Annotated in this window: 19 protein-coding genes and 1 pseudogene; 13 read left to right on the top strand and 7 right to left on the bottom strand. The window is 69.4% G+C overall.

Features of this window, described 5'->3' with window-relative positions:
• The first annotated feature begins 19 nt into the window (after positions 1 to 19).
• From uvrC to AC1RU4_RS01035, 4 genes are all read left to right on the top strand, one after another.
• Positions 20 to 2,299 carry an excinuclease ABC subunit UvrC gene (uvrC, locus tag AC1RU4_RS01050; protein WP_492889124.1) on the top strand — a complete coding sequence of 760 codons (2,280 nt, stop codon included), beginning with the start codon at positions 20 to 22 and terminating at the stop codon, positions 2,297 to 2,299.
• A gap of 111 nt (positions 2,300 to 2,410) precedes the next feature.
• Entirely contained in the window at positions 2,411 to 3,052 is a 642-nt protein-coding gene (gene pgsA, locus AC1RU4_RS01045) for a CDP-diacylglycerol--glycerol-3-phosphate 3-phosphatidyltransferase (RefSeq protein WP_492889123.1), read from the top strand.
• Complete coding sequence (gene moaD, locus AC1RU4_RS01040; protein ID WP_492889122.1) at positions 3,049 to 3,300, top strand: molybdopterin converting factor subunit 1; 252 nt, start codon at positions 3,049 to 3,051, stop codon at positions 3,298 to 3,300. Before pgsA ends, moaD begins: the two co-directional genes overlap by 4 nt.
• Before the next feature lie 3 nt (positions 3,301 to 3,303).
• Positions 3,304 to 3,786 carry a molybdenum cofactor biosynthesis protein MoaE gene (locus AC1RU4_RS01035; protein ID WP_492889121.1) on the top strand — a complete coding sequence of 161 codons (483 nt, stop codon included), beginning with the start codon at positions 3,304 to 3,306 and terminating at the stop codon, positions 3,784 to 3,786.
• A gap of 6 nt (positions 3,787 to 3,792) precedes the next feature.
• On the opposite strand, the gene AC1RU4_RS01030 is transcribed toward AC1RU4_RS01035, so the two are convergent.
• The gene (locus tag AC1RU4_RS01030) at positions 3,793 to 4,314 is read right to left on the bottom strand and encodes a MarR family winged helix-turn-helix transcriptional regulator (protein ID WP_492889120.1); all 522 of its coding nucleotides are present in this window, start codon (positions 4,312 to 4,314) and stop codon (positions 3,793 to 3,795) included.
• Positions 4,315 to 4,393: 79 nt separating this feature from the next.
• Here AC1RU4_RS01030 and AC1RU4_RS01025 point away from each other — a divergent pair, with 79 nt between their 5' ends.
• Positions 4,394 to 4,786 (top strand): VOC family protein, encoded by a 393-nt coding sequence (locus tag AC1RU4_RS01025; protein WP_492889119.1) that lies wholly within the window; start codon positions 4,394 to 4,396, stop codon positions 4,784 to 4,786.
• A 21-nt stretch (positions 4,787 to 4,807) separates the two neighbouring features.
• A complete protein-coding gene (locus AC1RU4_RS01020; protein WP_492889118.1) occupies positions 4,808 to 5,197 on the top strand; it encodes a DoxX family protein in 390 nt (129 codons plus the stop codon).
• Positions 5,198 to 5,262: 65 nt separating this feature from the next.
• On the opposite strand, the gene AC1RU4_RS01015 is transcribed toward AC1RU4_RS01020, so the two are convergent.
• Complete coding sequence (locus AC1RU4_RS01015) at positions 5,263 to 6,150, bottom strand: branched-chain amino acid aminotransferase (protein ID WP_492889117.1); 888 nt, start codon at positions 6,148 to 6,150, stop codon at positions 5,263 to 5,265.
• Between the two features lie 267 nt (positions 6,151 to 6,417).
• On the opposite strand from AC1RU4_RS01015, the gene AC1RU4_RS01010 reads away from it, so the two are divergent.
• From AC1RU4_RS01010 to AC1RU4_RS00995, 4 genes are all read left to right on the top strand, one after another.
• A complete protein-coding gene (locus AC1RU4_RS01010; RefSeq protein WP_492889116.1) occupies positions 6,418 to 7,014 on the top strand; it encodes a MarR family winged helix-turn-helix transcriptional regulator in 597 nt (198 codons plus the stop codon).
• A gap of 8 nt (positions 7,015 to 7,022) precedes the next feature.
• Positions 7,023 to 7,772: a response regulator gene (locus AC1RU4_RS01005; RefSeq protein ID WP_492889115.1), complete on the top strand. Its 750-nt coding sequence runs from the start codon at positions 7,023 to 7,025 to the stop codon at positions 7,770 to 7,772.
• Positions 7,773 to 7,813: 41 nt separating this feature from the next.
• The gene (locus AC1RU4_RS01000) at positions 7,814 to 9,172 is read left to right on the top strand and encodes an ATP-binding protein (protein WP_492889398.1); all 1,359 of its coding nucleotides are present in this window, start codon (positions 7,814 to 7,816) and stop codon (positions 9,170 to 9,172) included.
• A 165-nt stretch (positions 9,173 to 9,337) separates the two neighbouring features.
• Entirely contained in the window at positions 9,338 to 9,625 is a 288-nt protein-coding gene (locus tag AC1RU4_RS00995; protein WP_492889114.1) for a GIY-YIG nuclease family protein, read from the top strand.
• 105 nt (positions 9,626 to 9,730) lie between these two features.
• Here AC1RU4_RS00995 and AC1RU4_RS00990 read toward each other — a convergent pair.
• The 5 genes and pseudogenes from AC1RU4_RS00990 to AC1RU4_RS00970 form a co-directional block, all read right to left on the bottom strand.
• A pseudogene (locus tag AC1RU4_RS00990) lies at positions 9,731 to 9,853 on the bottom strand (LysE family translocator); the annotation flags it as partial.
• Between the two features lie 11 nt (positions 9,854 to 9,864).
• On the bottom strand, positions 9,865 to 10,218 hold the full coding sequence (locus tag AC1RU4_RS00985; protein ID WP_492889113.1) for a tRNA-binding protein: 354 nt from the start codon (positions 10,216 to 10,218) through the stop codon (positions 9,865 to 9,867).
• A gap of 37 nt (positions 10,219 to 10,255) precedes the next feature.
• Complete coding sequence (gene proC / locus AC1RU4_RS00980; RefSeq protein WP_492889112.1) at positions 10,256 to 11,080, bottom strand: pyrroline-5-carboxylate reductase; 825 nt, start codon at positions 11,078 to 11,080, stop codon at positions 10,256 to 10,258.
• A gap of 159 nt (positions 11,081 to 11,239) precedes the next feature.
• Positions 11,240 to 11,737: a type III secretion system chaperone family protein gene (locus AC1RU4_RS00975; protein ID WP_492889111.1), complete on the bottom strand. Its 498-nt coding sequence runs from the start codon at positions 11,735 to 11,737 to the stop codon at positions 11,240 to 11,242.
• A gap of 252 nt (positions 11,738 to 11,989) precedes the next feature.
• On the bottom strand, positions 11,990 to 12,268 hold the full coding sequence (locus AC1RU4_RS00970; protein WP_492889110.1) for an accessory factor UbiK family protein: 279 nt from the start codon (positions 12,266 to 12,268) through the stop codon (positions 11,990 to 11,992).
• Positions 12,269 to 12,494: 226 nt separating this feature from the next.
• Between AC1RU4_RS00970 and lgt the strand changes: the two genes are divergently transcribed.
• Genes lgt through pgeF form a run of 3 tightly spaced genes read left to right on the top strand, consistent with a single transcriptional unit; the run spans position 12,495 to position 15,275 of the window.
• A complete protein-coding gene (lgt, locus tag AC1RU4_RS00965) occupies positions 12,495 to 13,346 on the top strand; it encodes a prolipoprotein diacylglyceryl transferase (RefSeq protein ID WP_492889109.1) in 852 nt (283 codons plus the stop codon).
• Positions 13,343 to 14,515 carry a class I SAM-dependent methyltransferase gene (locus AC1RU4_RS00960; protein WP_492889108.1) on the top strand — a complete coding sequence of 391 codons (1,173 nt, stop codon included), beginning with the start codon at positions 13,343 to 13,345 and terminating at the stop codon, positions 14,513 to 14,515. The genes lgt and AC1RU4_RS00960 overlap by 4 nt, the downstream gene beginning before the upstream one ends.
• Positions 14,505 to 15,275 carry a peptidoglycan editing factor PgeF gene (gene pgeF, locus AC1RU4_RS00955; protein ID WP_492889107.1) on the top strand — a complete coding sequence of 257 codons (771 nt, stop codon included), beginning with the start codon at positions 14,505 to 14,507 and terminating at the stop codon, positions 15,273 to 15,275. Before AC1RU4_RS00960 ends, pgeF begins: the two co-directional genes overlap by 11 nt.
• The last annotated feature ends 12 nt before the right edge of the window (positions 15,276 to 15,287 follow it).

The raw sequence follows: 15,287 nt of genomic DNA, 5'->3' as shown, positions 1-15,287 counted from the left end.
ATCCATATTTTAGGCGCGCATGATCCCCCGCCCCCACCATAACGCCTCCGAGCCGGAACCCGACGACGCCGATCTGGCGGAGGTCGAGGACGAGGCGCTGCTGCTTCTCGACGAGACGGACGAGGCGGCGCCCGCCGAGGGCTCGCTGGCTTCCGGCCGCGCCGCGATCCTGCGCGCCGTCAAGCATGCGCCGAACGGCGCCGGCGTCTACCGCATGATCGGCGCCGACGGCGCGGTGCTCTATGTCGGCAAGGCGAAGAGCATCAGGAAGCGCATCATCGCCTATACAAGGCCGGCCGGCCTCACCAACCGCATCTTCCGCATGGTGGCCGCCACCGCCGAGATGGAGTTCATCTCCACCGGCACCGAGACCGAGGCGCTGCTGCTGGAGGCCAACCTCATCAAGCAGCTGCGCCCGCGCTTCAACGTGCTGCTGCGCGACGACAAGTCCTTCCCCTATATCGTCATCACCCGCGACCATGTCTCGCCGCAGATCACCAAGCACCGCGGCGCGCGCTCGCGGCCGGGCGACTATTACGGCCCCTTCGCCTCGGTCTGGGCGGTGAACCGCACCATCAACGCGCTGCAGAAGGCCTTCCTCGTCCGCTCCTGCTCGGACAGCTACTACGAGGCACGCACGCGGCCCTGTCTCCTGTTCCAGATCAAGCGCTGCGCCGGCCCCTGCACCGGCGAGGTCAACCACACCGACTATGCCGAATATGTCCGCGAGGCCCGCGACTTCCTGTCCGGCAAGAGCCGCACGGTGAAGGAGCAGCTGGCCCGCGAGATGGAGACGGCCTCCGAGGCGCTGGAATTCGAGCGCGCCGCCGCCTTGCGCGACCGCCTCGCCGCGCTGTCCGCCGTTCAGGGCTCGCAGGGCATCAACCCGCGCTCGGTGGAAGAGGCGGACGTCTTCGCCATCCACCAGGAGGGCGGCGCCACCTGCGTGCAGGTGTTCTTCTTCCGCACCGGCCAGAACTGGGGCAACCACGCGCTCTATCCCCGCGCCGACCGCTCGCTCGGCCCCGGCGAGGTGCTGGACGCGCTTCTCGCCCAGTTCTACGAGGACAAGCCCTGCCCGCGCCTCGTGCTGCTCAGCCACGACATAGAGGAGCGCGCCCTGCTGGAGGAGGCGCTCTCGACACGCGCCGGCTACCGCGTCGAGATCGCGGTGCCGCAGCGCGGCGAGAAGCGCGAGCTGGTCGAGCACGCGCTGCAGAACGCCCGCGAGGCGCTCGGCCGCAAGCTGGCCGAGAGCGCCAGCCAGGCGCGGCTGCTCGACGAGCTCGCCCGCGCCTTCGCCCTCCCCGGCTCGCCGCGCCGGATCGAGGTCTATGACAACAGCCACATCATGGGCTCGAACGCGGTCGGCGGCATGATCGTCGCCGGGCCGGAAGGCTTCGCCAAGAGCCAGTACCGCAAATTCAACATCAAGTCGGCCGACCTCGCGCCGGGCGACGATTACGGCATGATGCGCGAAGTGCTGCGCCGCCGCTTCTCGCGCCTGCTGCGGGAGAACCCGCGTGCCACGGCCGAAGGGGCCCCTCACCCTACCCCTCTCCCCGAGGGGGAGAGGGAATCCCTCGCGGAAGTCGGCACGCCCCCTCCACCTGGCGCTCCTCCTGCCCCCTCTCCCCGCGGGGGAGAGGGCCGGGGTGAAGGGGAGGCCGCGCCAACCGACTTGCCGCTCGCCCCCCTCACCGACCCGCTACGCGGGCCACCTCTCCCCGAGGAGGAGAGGGAAGAAATGGCTGTGGCTGGCAGCAATCCCGCCGGTGACAGGCAAGAAGACGTCGCGGCCGCCGACAGCGATTCCACAGAGCCCCTCCGCGAGACGCCGGAAGGCTGGCCGGACCTCGTGCTCATCGATGGCGGCGCCGGCCAGCTCAAGGCGGCGGTCGAGACCCTCGCCGAGCTCGGCGTCACCGACGTGCCGCTGATCGGCGTCGCCAAGGGGCCGGATCGCGACGCCGGCCGCGAGAGCTTCTTCATCCCCGGCCGCGAGCCGTTCCGGCTGGAGCCGCGCGACCCGGTACTGTATTTCGTGCAGCGGCTGCGCGACGAGGCGCACCGCTTCGCCATCGGCTCGCACCGGGCCCGCCGCAGCAAGGACATCTCGCAGGCCGGCTTGCAGGAGATCCCCGGCATCGGCCCGACCCGCAAACGCGCATTGCTGCGCCATTTCGGCACATTGAAGGCCATCGAGCGCGCCTCGCTGGCCGATCTCGAGGCGGTGCCGGGGGTGAACGCCGCTACCGCGCGGGCGGTGTATGATTTTTTCCATGCCGGACCGGGCTAGGGCCACGGCATGCCGACACCACCGGCGCGCGGAGTTCGCGCCGGACACGCATCCGCGCATTGACGTGCGCGCGAGGGGTGGTTACGTCCCTTGTGAGGAGCCGGACAGATCATGGTCGACGTCGCGCCCAGCCGGAACACTGTGACCGAACCCGCGCGAACCAAGCGCTCGCATCTCTATGCGCTGCCGAACCTGCTCACCTATGCGCGCTGCGCCGCGGTGCCGCTGCTGGTCGGCTGCCTGTTCTGGGCCGATATCCTCGCCGGCGGGCTGTGGCTGCGCTGGGCGGCGCTCGGCATCTACATCGCCGCCGCCATCACCGATTTCTTCGACGGCTATCTCGCGCGCATCTGGTCGCAGCAATCGGCTATCGGCCGCATGCTCGACCCCATCGCCGACAAGCTGCTGGTCGCCGCCTCGCTGCTGATGATGGCGTCGGACGGCACGATACGCGGCTGGTCGCTCTGGGCCGCCGCCGTCATCCTGTGCCGCGAGATCCTCGTCTCCGGCCTGCGCGAATTCCTCGCCGAGCTGCGCGTCAGCGTGCCGGTCACCCGCCTCGCCAAATGGAAGACCGCCGCCCAACTGGTCGCGGTCGGCGTGCTGCTGGCCGGACCGGCGGCCGACAAGCTGATACCGGGCATCACGCTGATCGGCGTCGTGCTCTTGTGGATCTCGGCGCTGCTCACACTTTACACGGGGTGGGACTATTTCCGGGCCGGCGCCCGCCACCTCATCGAGGACGAATCGTGAAGATCGTCTATTTCGCCTGGGTGCGCGAGCGCATCGGGCACGAGGCCGAGGAGATCGAGCCGCCGGTCGAGGTGCGCACGCTCGCCGATCTCGCCGCCTTCCTCGCCGAGCGCGGCGAGGGCTATGCCCGCGCCTTCGCCGACCCCAAGGTGGTGCGCGCCGCCATCGACCGCCGCCACGCCAGGCCCGATGCGCCGATTGCCGGCGCCCGCGAGATCGCCTTCTTCCCGCCGATGACCGGGGGTTGAGCCATGTTCCGCGTCCGCATCCAGGTCGAGGATTTCGACGTTGCCGCCGAGATCGCCGCGCTGTCGGCCGGCCGCCACGACATCGGCGCCGTCGTCACCTTCTCCGGCCTGTGCCGCGCCGAGGATACCGGCGATTCCGCACCGGGCGCCCGCCGCCTCACGGCCCTCACGCTCGAACATTATCCCGGCATGGCGGAGGAGGAGATCGGCCGCCTCGTCGAGGAGGCCCGCGCCCGCTGGCCGCTGACCGGCGCCACAGTGATCCACCGCCATGGCCGCATCGTGCCGGGCGAAAACATCGTGCTGGTGGTCACCGCCTCGGCCCATCGCGGCGCCGCCTTCGCCGCCGCCGAGTTCCTGATGGACTGGCTGAAGACCAGCGCGCCGTTCTGGAAGCGGGAAGAACGCGAGGACGCGCACAGCTGGGTCGCCGCCAAGGACACCGACGACCAGGCGGCGGACCGCTGGACCGCCGGCACCCGCTGAACCCCCTCAGCCGTCCTTCTCCATGGAGTGGGCGAGCTTCGCCAGCAGGCCCGCGAGCTGCTCGCGCTCGGCCGCGTCGAGACCGTCCAGCAGTTGCGCCTCGGCCGCCATGTCGGCGCGGAAGGCCGCCTCCGCCCGCGCCCTCCCCTCCGCCGTCAGTTCCACCAGCAGGCTGCGCGCATCGGTCTCGCTCGGCCGCCGCGCGACGAGGCCGGCCTTCTCCAGCCGCGCCAGCCGGTCGGTGAGCCCGCCGGAGGAGATCATCAGCGACTGGAACAGCTCGGTCGGCCGCAGCCGATAGGGCGGACCGGCGCGCCGCAACGTCGCCAGCACGTCGAATTCGCCGGCATCGAGCCCATGCGCGGCGAACACCGCCTCGATCGCCGGCCGCGCCTTCAGCGTGATCCAGCGCGCGCGGCCGAGGATCGCCATGCCGCGCGTGTCGACATCCGGCAGTTCCCGCGCCCATTGCCGGCACCGCAGCTCGACATGGTCGGCGGGGGCGGTCGGTGGTATTTGTCTGGACATCGAGATATCCATTTAATTATCTTGATATCGAGATAAATCATCCCGCGCCCCGATCAAGCGCTTTTCGACGGAGAGACCGATGCGGGTCACCGGAATCGACCATGTCGTGCTGCGGGTCGGCGATCTCGCCGGTGCCGTCGCCTTCTACGAGGATGTGCTCCGCTGCCCGGTCGAGCGCCGGCAGGAGGATATCGGCATGGTGCAGCTGCGGGCCGGCGACGCGCTGATCGACCTCGTCGCGGTCGACGGCCCGATGGGCCGCCGCGGCGGCGCCGCTCCCGGCCCGGAAGGGCGCAACATGGACCATCTGTGCCTGCGCATCGCCGGCTTCGAGCCGGAACTCATCCGCGCCGAGCTCGCCGCACACGGCATTCCGGTGGATGCGGCGGCGATCCGCTACGGATCGTCCGGCGAGGCGCCCTCGCTCACTCTGCGCGACCCCGACGGCAACGGCCTCGAACTGCGCGGCTGATCCTCACGACGGAGACGACCTATGCCCGCCTCGCTCATGGTACCCGCCGGCTACACGCTTACCGGCCTGTTCGCCGCCTTCCTGCTGATCGCCTCGATCGCGCCCAAGCTGATCGGCGCCCGCGTGGCGACCGATTCCATGGTCGAGCTCGGCTGGCCGCCCGGCCATACGCTGATGATCGGCCTCATCGAGCTCGCCTGCCTCGCGCTCTATCTCGTGCCGCGCACCACCCTCGTCGGCGCGGTGCTGATGACCGGCCTGCTCGGCGGGGCGATGGCGACGCAGATCCGCGTCGGCAACCCGCTGTTCAGCCATGTGCTGTTCGGCATCTATCTCGGCCTGTTCATGTGGGGCGGGCTGTGGCTGCGCACGCCCTGGCTGCGCGACGTGTTCCCGTTCGTCGACCGCTGAGCGCGGCTTGAAACGAAAATGCCGGCCCGAAGGCCGGCATTTCCTGTTGCTGGGACGTAAAGCCCTCAGGCCGCAGCCTTCTTCGGCTGCACCTCGGCCATGTAGTCTTCCATCAGCGTGCGGGTCACCGGACCCGGCTGGAAGTGCCGGCCGGCGATCTCCGAAACCGGGGTCACCTCGGCGGCGGTGCCGGTGATGAAGCACTCGTCGAAGCTCGGCAGTTCCTCCGGCATGATCGCCCGCTCGTTCACCACGAAGCCGCGACGCTTGGCGATCTCGATCACCGTCTGGCGGGTGATGCCGTTGAGGAATGCATCCGCCTCCGGCGTGTGGATGACGCCGTCCTTCACGAAGAAGATGTTGGCGCCGGTGCACTCGGCCACGCGGCCGCGCCAGTCCAGCATCAGCGCGTCGGCATAGCCTTCGCGCTCCGCCGCGTGCTTGGAGATGGTGCAGATCATGTACAGGCCCGCCGCCTTCGAGGTCGACGGCGCGGTCAGCGGATCCGGGCGGCGATATTTCGCCTGGCCGATGCGGATGCCCTTCAGCCGCTCGGCCGGGTCGAAATAGCTCGGCCATTCCCACGCCGCGACGGCGAGGTGGATCTGGTTGTGCTGCGCCGACACGCCCATCATGTCCGAGCCGCGCCAGGCGACCGGGCGGAGATAGGCATCGGAAAGCTTCTGGCGCACCAGGATTTCGCGGCAGGCGGCGTTGATCTCCGCCTCGCTGTAGGGAATCTCGAAATCGAGCAGCCGGGCGCTCTCCTTCAGGCGGACGGTGTGCTCGTTCAGCTTGAAGATCTCGCCGCCATAGGCGCGCTCGCCTTCGAATACGCAGCTGCCGTAATGCAGCCCGTGGGTCAGCACGTGGACCTTGGCATCCTCCCACGGCACGAAGGCGCCGTCATACCAGATCCAGCCGCTGCGTTTGTCGAAAGGTTCGCTTGCCATGGTCTTGTCTCCCGAACGGGGCTCGCCGCCCGCCATGATCCGGCGGCGTCGCCAACTTGTCCTTAAGGTATGTCAACTTGGTCGCGTGCGCGTCCAGCGCATATTTTGCCTCGCAGGCCAAGTACATCTATCGTGTCTGTCGTCATACGGCCTGTTTTCGGACAGGACCGAAGCGCCTGCCCGCCGAAGCGGTCATTCGGGGCTCTCCCGAACGATCCTTTCGTCAAGCAGGGCATCTTGGTAACGATCATAACGAAAAAAGTCAACATGGCTGACATAAATGTCTCGCAACCGCCCCACGCCAATGCGGCGGAGCTCGAACCCGGCATCGACGCCATGGCTGCGCCGCGCAGCCAGATCGACCTGATCGAGCTGTTTTTCTTCGCCTATCGCAATTTCGTCAGCGATCCCGACGAGATCCTGCAGGGCATCGGCTTCGGCCGCGCGCATCACCGCGTGCTGCATTTCGTCAATCGCCATCCCGGCATGCGGGTGACGGACCTGCTGGACATCCTGCGCATCACCAAGCAGAGCCTCGGCCGGGTGCTGCGCGAACTGGTAGACGAGGGCTTCGTCGACAGCCGCGCCGGCTCGTCCGACCGCCGCCAGCGGCTGCTGCACCTCACCCCCAAGGGCGCGGCGCTGGCACGCGACTTCGTCGCCATCCAGTCGCAGCGCATCGAAAAGGCGCTCGCCACCTGCGGGCCGGGCGCGCGCGAGGAGGTGCGCCGCTTTCTTGTCGCCATGATCGATGCCGAAGATCAGGCGGCGGTCGAGAAATTGATCGCCCGCGCCGATCAGGCCGCCGAACTCGGCCATCCGCGTGCCGGCAAGGTGCCCGCCCGCGCCCGCCCCGCCCGCTAGGAGAACGCATGCTCGACGCCGCCAATCCAGGTCCCTCCTCGCCCAGCGCCGCCCGTCCGCGCATGACGACGCCGGCCGACGACGCCGTGCACCTGCTCATCGTCGACGACGACCGGCGCATCCGCGACCTGCTCTCGCGCTTCCTGTCCGAGCAGGGCTATCGGGTGACCACCGCCGAATCGGCGGACGACGCGCGCGGACGCCTTGCCGGCCTCACCTTCGATCTCCTGATCCTCGACGTGATGATGCCCGGCATGAACGGCTTCGAGCTCGCCAAGCTGGTGCGCGCCGATTCCACCGTGCCGATCCTCATGCTCACCGCGCGCTCGGAGACCGAGGACCGGATCAAGGGGCTGGAGATCGGCGCCGACGACTATCTCGCCAAGCCGTTCGAGCCGCGCGAGCTGCTGCTGCGCATCGGCAACATCCTCAAGCGCTCGGCCGTGCCTCCGGCGCAGGTCATCGAATCCGTGCGGTTCGGGCCCTTCGTGTTCCATCTGGAGCGCGGCGAGCTCACCCGCGACGGCGAGACCGTCCGCCTCACCGACCGTGAGCGCGACATGCTGCGGGTGCTCGGCGAGCGGCCGGGCGACACCGTGCCGCGCCAGGCGCTGGTGGCGCCGGGCATCTCCGCCGGCGACCGCGCGGTGGACGTGCAGGTCAACCGCCTGCGCCGCAAGATCGAGCGCGATCCCGCCAACCCGGCCTATGTGCAGACGGTGCGCGGGGTCGGCTACCGTCTGGTCGTGGCCCCTTGAGCTTGCTCGACGATCAGCGGCTGGGCGCCGCCTGGGAATGGATGCGCGAAGCCAATGCGCGCATGCGGGAGAGGAACGCCCGCTTCGGCTCGTGGTTCAACCGCGTCATGCCGAAGGGGCTCTATGCCCGCTCGCTGATCATCATCGTCACCCCGATGGTAATCCTGCAATCGGTGCTGGCCTTCGTGTTCATGGAGCGCCACTACAACACCGTCACCCGCCGCCTCTCGGCAGCGGTGTCGCAGGACATCACCGCGGTCGCCGATCTCGCCATCGCCTTCCCCAGCCCCGAGGACCGCGACCGGGTCAAGCAGATCGCCCAGGCGACCATGGGCCTGTCCGTCGACTTCCTGCCGGACGAGCGCCTGCCGCCGCCGGGGCCGAAGCCGTTCTTCTCCATCCTCGATTCCAACTTCACCGGCGAGCTCGGCAAGCGTCTGCGCCGGCCGTTCTGGACCGACACGGTCGGCGATTCCAACCTCATCGAGGTGCGGGTGCAGTTCGACGACATGGTGATGCGGGTCTTCGCCCGCCGCAGCCAGGCCTATCTGTCGAATTCGCACATCTTCCTGGTCTGGATGGTCGGCACCTCGCTGGTGCTGCTCGCCGTCGCCATCCTGTTCCTGCGCAACCAGATCAAGCCGATCGAGGCGCTGGCCGATGCCGCCATCGCCTTCGGCAAGGGCCGCGACGTCACCGGCTTCCGCCCGCGCGGCGCCCGCGAGGTGCGCGGCGCCGCGCTGGCCTTCCTGGAGATGAAGCGGCGCATCGAGCGGCAGATCGAGCAGCGCACCACCATGCTGGCCGGCGTCAGCCACGACATGCGCACCATCCTCACCCGCTTCAAGCTGGAGCTGGCCCTCATCGGCGACAGCATCGAGACCGAGGCGCTGCGCAAGGACGTCGACGAGCTGCAGAGCATGCTGGAGGCCTATCTCGCCTTCGCCCGCGACGATACCGGCGAGCCGCCGGTGCTCACCGACATTGCCCGCATCATCGAGGATGCCCGATTCAACGGCGAGCGCCACGGCGCCGCCGTCACCGCCGCCTTCTCCGGCGACCCGATGGTAACGCTCCGGCCGGACGCCTTCCGCCGCTGCCTCGCCAATCTGGTCGCCAATGGCTGGCGGCACGGCACCCGCATCGACATCAACGGCAATCGCGCCGAGCGCTGGCTGATCGTGACGGTGGACGACGACGGGCCGGGCATTTCGCCGGACAAGCGCGAGGAGGTGTTCCGCCCCTTCGTGCGGCTCGACGACGCGCGCAACCAGGATGCCGGCGGCTCCGGCCTCGGCCTCACCATCGCGCGCGACGCCGCGCGCGCCCATGGTGGCGACGTCACCCTCGGCGACAGCCCGCTCGGCGGCCTGCGCGCGACGGTGCGCATCCCGGTATAGCCGAGCCGGAAGGAGACTTTGAGTAAAGCCCGGTACCCGAGTCAGATTCGGGCATGAGGGCGATCCAGATTGCAGCCGAACCGCATGATCCCGGTGTGCCGTTCCGCTTGAGTACACCCTCATGCCCGGGCTTGACCCGGGCACCCCGCTTTGGCGCCGTAGGTGATGAACCAGCATTGGGTTTACATTCTGGCCAGCCGGCGGCACGGGACGCTTTATGTGGGCGTGACCCGCGATCTCGCGAAACGCATCCATGAGCATCGAACCGGTCTTCTGCCCGGCTTCACCGAGAAGTACGACGTGAAGATGCTGGTTTTTGCCGAACCACACGACACGGCCATAGCCGCGATTCAACGTGAAAAGAACATCAAGCACTGGCCGCGGCGCTGGAAGATCGAGCTGATCGAACGCGACAATCCGCAGTGGCTGGATTTGCACGAACACCTTGGGTGAGGAAGCGGGGTGCCCGGGTCAAGCCCGGGCATGAGGAAGTCGAGGCTGGACATCGTCCAGCCTGCTCCCTTTCCATGCTCGCGCCTGACCCGGCGATCCACCTTCCAGCCCAGCCCGGCGCCCGCGCGCCAGCGTCTGCGCCGAGGCGTAGAGCATGGCCGGGCCGGGCACATAAGCATAGACCGCGGTGGCGCCGAGAAAGGCGAGCAGCAGCTCCAGCGGCGGCATGAGCGGATCTCTCAGAACAGCCGGGCGCCGTTCGGCACCTCGCGGTCGGGGGCGAACAGCACCACGGCACCGTCCTCGTCGGGAAAGCCGAGGGTCAGCACCTCCGACATGACCGGCCCGATCTGGCGCGGCGGGAAATTCACCACCGCCGCCACCTGCCGGCCGATGAGATCCTCCGGCGCGTAGTGCACGGTGATCTGCGCCGTGGACTTCTTCACCCCGACATGCGGGCCGAAATCGATGGTCAGCTTGATCGCCGGCTTGCGCGCCTCCGGGAAGGTCTCGGCCTGGATGATGGTGCCGACCCTGACGTCGACCCTCAGGAAGTCGGCGATGTCGATGGTCGCGATCGGTGCCAGGCTCATCTCGTCCTCCTCGGATTTTCTTCTTGAATGCCGGTTCTCAGCCCGCGAGCTCGCGCGAGCGGCGGGCGGCGGCCTCCACCGCCTCGGCGAGCAGCGGGCCCAGGCCCCTGGTCTCGTCCATCAGCACCGCCAGCGCCGCCGCGGTGGTGCCGTTCGGCGAAGTGACGTTCCTGCGCAGCTGCGCCGGATCGACGCCGGAGCGGGCGATCAGCTCCCCGGCGCCCGACACGGTCGCCCGCGCCAGCCGGTCGGCCATGTCGGCCGGCAGCCCGGCCTTGACGCCCGCCGCCGCCAGCGCCTCGGCGAGCAGGAACACATAGGCCGGCCCGGAGCCCGACACCGCGGTGGCGACGTCGATGAGGTCCTCGCTCGAAACCCATTCGCAGCCGCCGGTCGCCTTCAGCAGCGCATCGGCGATGCGCCTCTGCTCCGGCGACACCGCCGCGTTCGGCACCGCGACGGTGATGCCGCGGCCGATCGCCGCCGGCGTATTGGGAATCGAGCGCACCACCGCGGTACCCGGCGCGAAGAAGCCTTCGAGGAAACCGAGCGTGCGCCCGGCCATCACCGAGACCACCAGCGTGTCGGTGCTGGCGAGCGGGGCGACCTTGGCCAGCACGTCCGGCGCCACCTGCGGCTTCACCGCCAGCAGCAGCACCGCGGCCGGGCCGCCGTTCAGCGGGTTGAGGGTGACGCCGCGCGCTTCGAGCAGCGCCGCCACTTCCGGCGGCGGGCCGGGATCGATCACCGCGATGCGGGCCGGCTCCAGCCCGAGGCCGATCCAGCCTTCGAGCATGGCGCCGCCCATCTTGCCCGCTCCCACGAGCAGGACGCGGCCGGGAATGTCGGAAAGCAATGCCATGGGTAGTCTCGCGTCTCAGGTCGTCGCGTGTCCACGCCCTCGGGGCGACGCCGCACGACGGAAATAGCGGATTCGCGCAGTCGATGCCGCCCCGATCCGCACCCTCGCCCATCGCCCGTCACCTATCGCCTTCGTCAAGCGATGAGGCGCCGTCCCGTTCTACGCCTCGCCGACGGTTTCGAACAGCGTGGCGTCCATCGCCTCGCGCGCGGTCTTGCCGGCCCAGACCACGAATTGGAAGGCCGGGAAATAGCGCTCCACCGCCTCCACCGCGACCTCCATCAGCACCTCGCACTGGCGGTCGGTGGCCTCCGCCCCGGCCAGCAGCAAGGCGTGGCGGAACATGATCACGCCCTCCTTCGACCACAGGTCGAAATGCCCCACCCACATCTGCTCGTTGATCAGCGAGAGCAGGCGCAGCACTTCGTTCTTGCGCTTCTCCGGCACTTTCAGGTCGAAGGCGCAGGCGATGTGCAGCGCCTCCACCTCGTCCATCCACTGGAAGGAGACATGGCAATCTGTCCACCTTCCCTCGACCGAGATGGTGATCTCGTCCTCGGCCGAGCGCTCGAACGCCCACTCGTTGAGAGCGGCCATCCGTTCGACCAGGTCGAGCGGGTTGAGGGGATTGTCGGCTTCGAATTCGGTATAGGTCATGCTCGACCTCGCGAGGCTGGGGCGCGGGAGGGGGTCGAACGCACGCAACGCGGACAGCAGGCGACAACCCTTTCGTTTTCCGAACGAATCGCCGTGTTCCAACTATATCGCGCTGAATCCGTACCTCGCTACGACCGTTCGATGGTGATCGTCCAACCGATTTTCACTGCCGACGATCGGCGCCATCAAGGTGTCAGGGATTCGCCGGATGCCGCAAGCTTTCACGCCGGGCATCCACAAGCGCCGGAAACGTCACTCGGGCGCCGTCATTCCAGCCGCTTCGAGTTTGGCGAGGCGGGCTTCCAGCGCGGCGATGCGCGCCTCGAGCGTCTCGTTCTCCTCGCGGGCGGCGGCGAGATCCTTCACGGTCTCGAACTCCTCGCGCGTCACCACGTCGAGCTCGCGCAGGATGCGCTCGGCCTGGGCGCGCATCACTGTCTCGGCCTCGCGCCGCACGCCGGTGGCGACGCCGGCGGCGTCGTTCATCAGCCGGGCGAAATCGTCGAAGATGCGGCTCGTGGTCTGGGTCATGTCATGTCTCTCCCGGCTTGACGCCTCATGAAGAACAATGGGGCGCAGCGGCCGCCGCTGCAAGGGCCGTGTCCGCAATGGTGCCGCCGCCGAAGCACGCGTCACCCACCGCACCCGTCTTCCACATGTCCAGCCTTGATCCTGTCACGCCAGGGGGGCAAGACCATGGCGGAGATGGCTCCCGCGCGAGTCGCGCGCCATCCCGCCCCGCCATCCCGGACGCCTCATGCTGATCGCGACGCCGCCGCTCCTCGCCCTGCCCTTCCCGGCCATCGATCCGGTGCTGGTCCAGCTCGGCCCCTTCGCGGTCCGCTGGTACGCGCTGGCCTATGTCGCCGGGCTGCTGCTCGGCTGGTGGCTGGCGAAGAAGCTCTGCGCGACGCCGGGCCTGTGGGGCGGCAAGGCCGCCATCGCGCCGGAGGAGTTCGACGACGCGGTGGTGTGGATCGCCTTCGGCGTCATCCTCGGCGGGCGCCTCGGCTACGTGCTGTTCTACAACCTGCCCTATTATGCCGCGCACCCGATGGAAGCGCTCACCGTCTGGCATGGCGGCATGTCCTTCCATGGCGGCTTCCTCGGTTCCATCCTCGCCATGGCGCTGTTCTGCCGCCGGCGCGGCCTGCCCTTGATGTCGATGCTCGACATCGCCGCTGCCGTGGTGCCGATCGGCCTGTTCCTCGGCCGGCTGGCCAATTTCATCAATGGCGAATTGTGGGGCCGCGTCACCGACGTGCCCTGGGCCTTCGTCTTCCCGACCGGCGGCCCGCTGCCGCGCCATCCCAGCCAGCTCTACGAGGCCGGGCTGGAAGGCATCGTCATCTTCACCGTGCTGCAGATCGCCATCCGGCGCGGCGCGCTGGCGCGTCCGGGCATCCTCGGCGGGCTGTTCGTCATGCTCTATGGCTGCGCACGCATCCTGGTCGAATTCGTGCGCGAGCCGGATGCGCAGATCGGCTATCTCGCCGGCGGCTGGCTGACCATGGGCATGCTGCTTTCGGTGCCGATGGTGCTGTTCGGCGCCTGGCTGGCCTGGCATTCGTCGCGCAAGCCGCCGCTGAACGCCCGCGCCGCCGCATGAGCGCGGCTGCGACCCCGCTGGCGCGGCAGCTCGCCGCCCGCATCGCCGAGGCCGGCCCGCTCACCGTCGCCGACTACATGGCCGAGTGCCTGTTCCACCCGCGCCACGGCTATTACGCCACCCGCGAGCCGTTCGGACGCGGCGGCGACTTCGTCACCGCGCCGGAGATCAGCCAGATGTTCGGCGAGCTCCTCGGCCTGTGGGCGGCCGATACATGGATGCGGCTCGGTTCGCCTTCCGCCTTCGTGCTGGCCGAGCTCGGTCCCGGCCGCGGCACCATGATGGCGGACATGCTGCGCGCCACCCGCATCGTGCCGGGCTTCCACGATGCCGCCCGCGTGGCGCTGGTGGAAGCCTCGCCCCGGCTGCGCGAGGTGCAGAAGGCGGCTCTCGCCGGCCATCGCGTCGAATGGGCCGACCGTGTCGAAAACCTGCCGCCCGGCCCGCTGGTCCTGCTCGCCAACGAATTCGTCGACGCGCTGCCGATCCGCCAGTTCGTCCGCACGCCCGGCGGCATCGCCGAGCGCATGGTCGGCCTCGACGAGGCAAGCCCTCCCGAAGCCTGCGCCCTCGCCTTCGGCCTGCGCCCGGACGCCCGGCTCGATCCCGCCAATGAACACCGCCTCCTCGCTGCCCCGCCCGGCGCGGTCCTGGAAATCTGCCCCGCCGGCCTCGCCATTGCCGGCACCCTCGCCGAACGGCTGGCGCGCGACGGCGGCGCGGCGCTGTTCGTCGACTACGGCCACCACGGCGCCCGCGAGCCCGCCGGCGGGCTCGGCGACACGCTGCAGGCCCTGCGCGGCCATGCCTATGATCCGCCGCTCGCGCATCCGGGCGAGGCCGACCTCACCGCCCATGTCGACTTCGCCGCCCTGGCGCTCGCCGCCCGTGCCACCGGTTCCCGCGCCTTCGGCCCGATCGGCCAGGGCACGCTGCTGGAGCGGCTGGGTCTTGCCGCCCGCGCCGAGCGGCTGAAGCGCGGCGCCTCCCCCGCCGCTGCCGCCGCCATCGGCGCCGCCGCGCTCCGGCTCGCCGGCACCCACAGGGAAGGCATGGGCGCCCTCTTCAAGGCGCTCGCTCTGGTGCATCCTGCCGTCGGTGCCCCGGCGGGATTCGCACCGCAAGAGGAATTCGTCGAGGAATTCGGAGACGTCACCCATGAAGGTTGAATCCCCGGCGCTCAAGGCGCTGCCCGGCATCCGCCACGCCTTCTTCACCCGCGAGGGCGGCGTGTCGGACGGCATCTATGCCGGCCTCAACGGCGGCACCGGCTCCGGCGATGCATCGGAAAACGTGCGCGAGAACCGCGCCCGCATGGCCCGTGCGCTCGGCGTCGCCGACACGCATCTCGTCACCGCCTGGCAGGTGCACTCGCCGGACTGCCTCGTCGCCCACGCCCCGTGGGACGAACGCCCCAAGGCCGATGCGGTGGCGACCAACACGCCCGGCATCGCCGTCGCCATCGCCATCGCCGATTGCGGCCCGGTGCTGTTCGCCGATGCCGAAGCCGGCGTCGTCGGCGCCGCCCATGCCGGCTGGAAGGGGGCCGTCGGCGGCGTGCTCGAATCCACCGTCGCCCGCATGGAGGAGCTCGGCGCCAGGCGCGCGCGCATCGTCGCCGCCATCGGCCCGCTGATCCGCCAGGACAGCTACGAGGTCGGCCCGGAATTCGTCGCCAATCTCACCGCGCTTGCGGCCGACAACGCCCGTTTTCTCGCGCCGGCCGCGCGCGAGGGCCACGCCATGTTCGATCTTCCCGGCTATATTGCCGCCCGCCTCCAGCATATCGGCGTCGGCACCATCGACGATCTCGGCCTCGACACCTATTCCGACGAGGCCCGCTTCTATTCCTATCGCCGCGCCACCCATCGCGGCGAGCCGGACTACGGCCGGCTGATCGCCGCCATCGCGCTTGCCCCGGCCTTCTGAGCTCTTCATTGC

It is taken from the genome of Ancylobacter sp. GW821-FHT10E12, from assembly GCF_058809335.1.
This window is presented reverse-complemented; position numbering and strand designations above follow the sequence as displayed.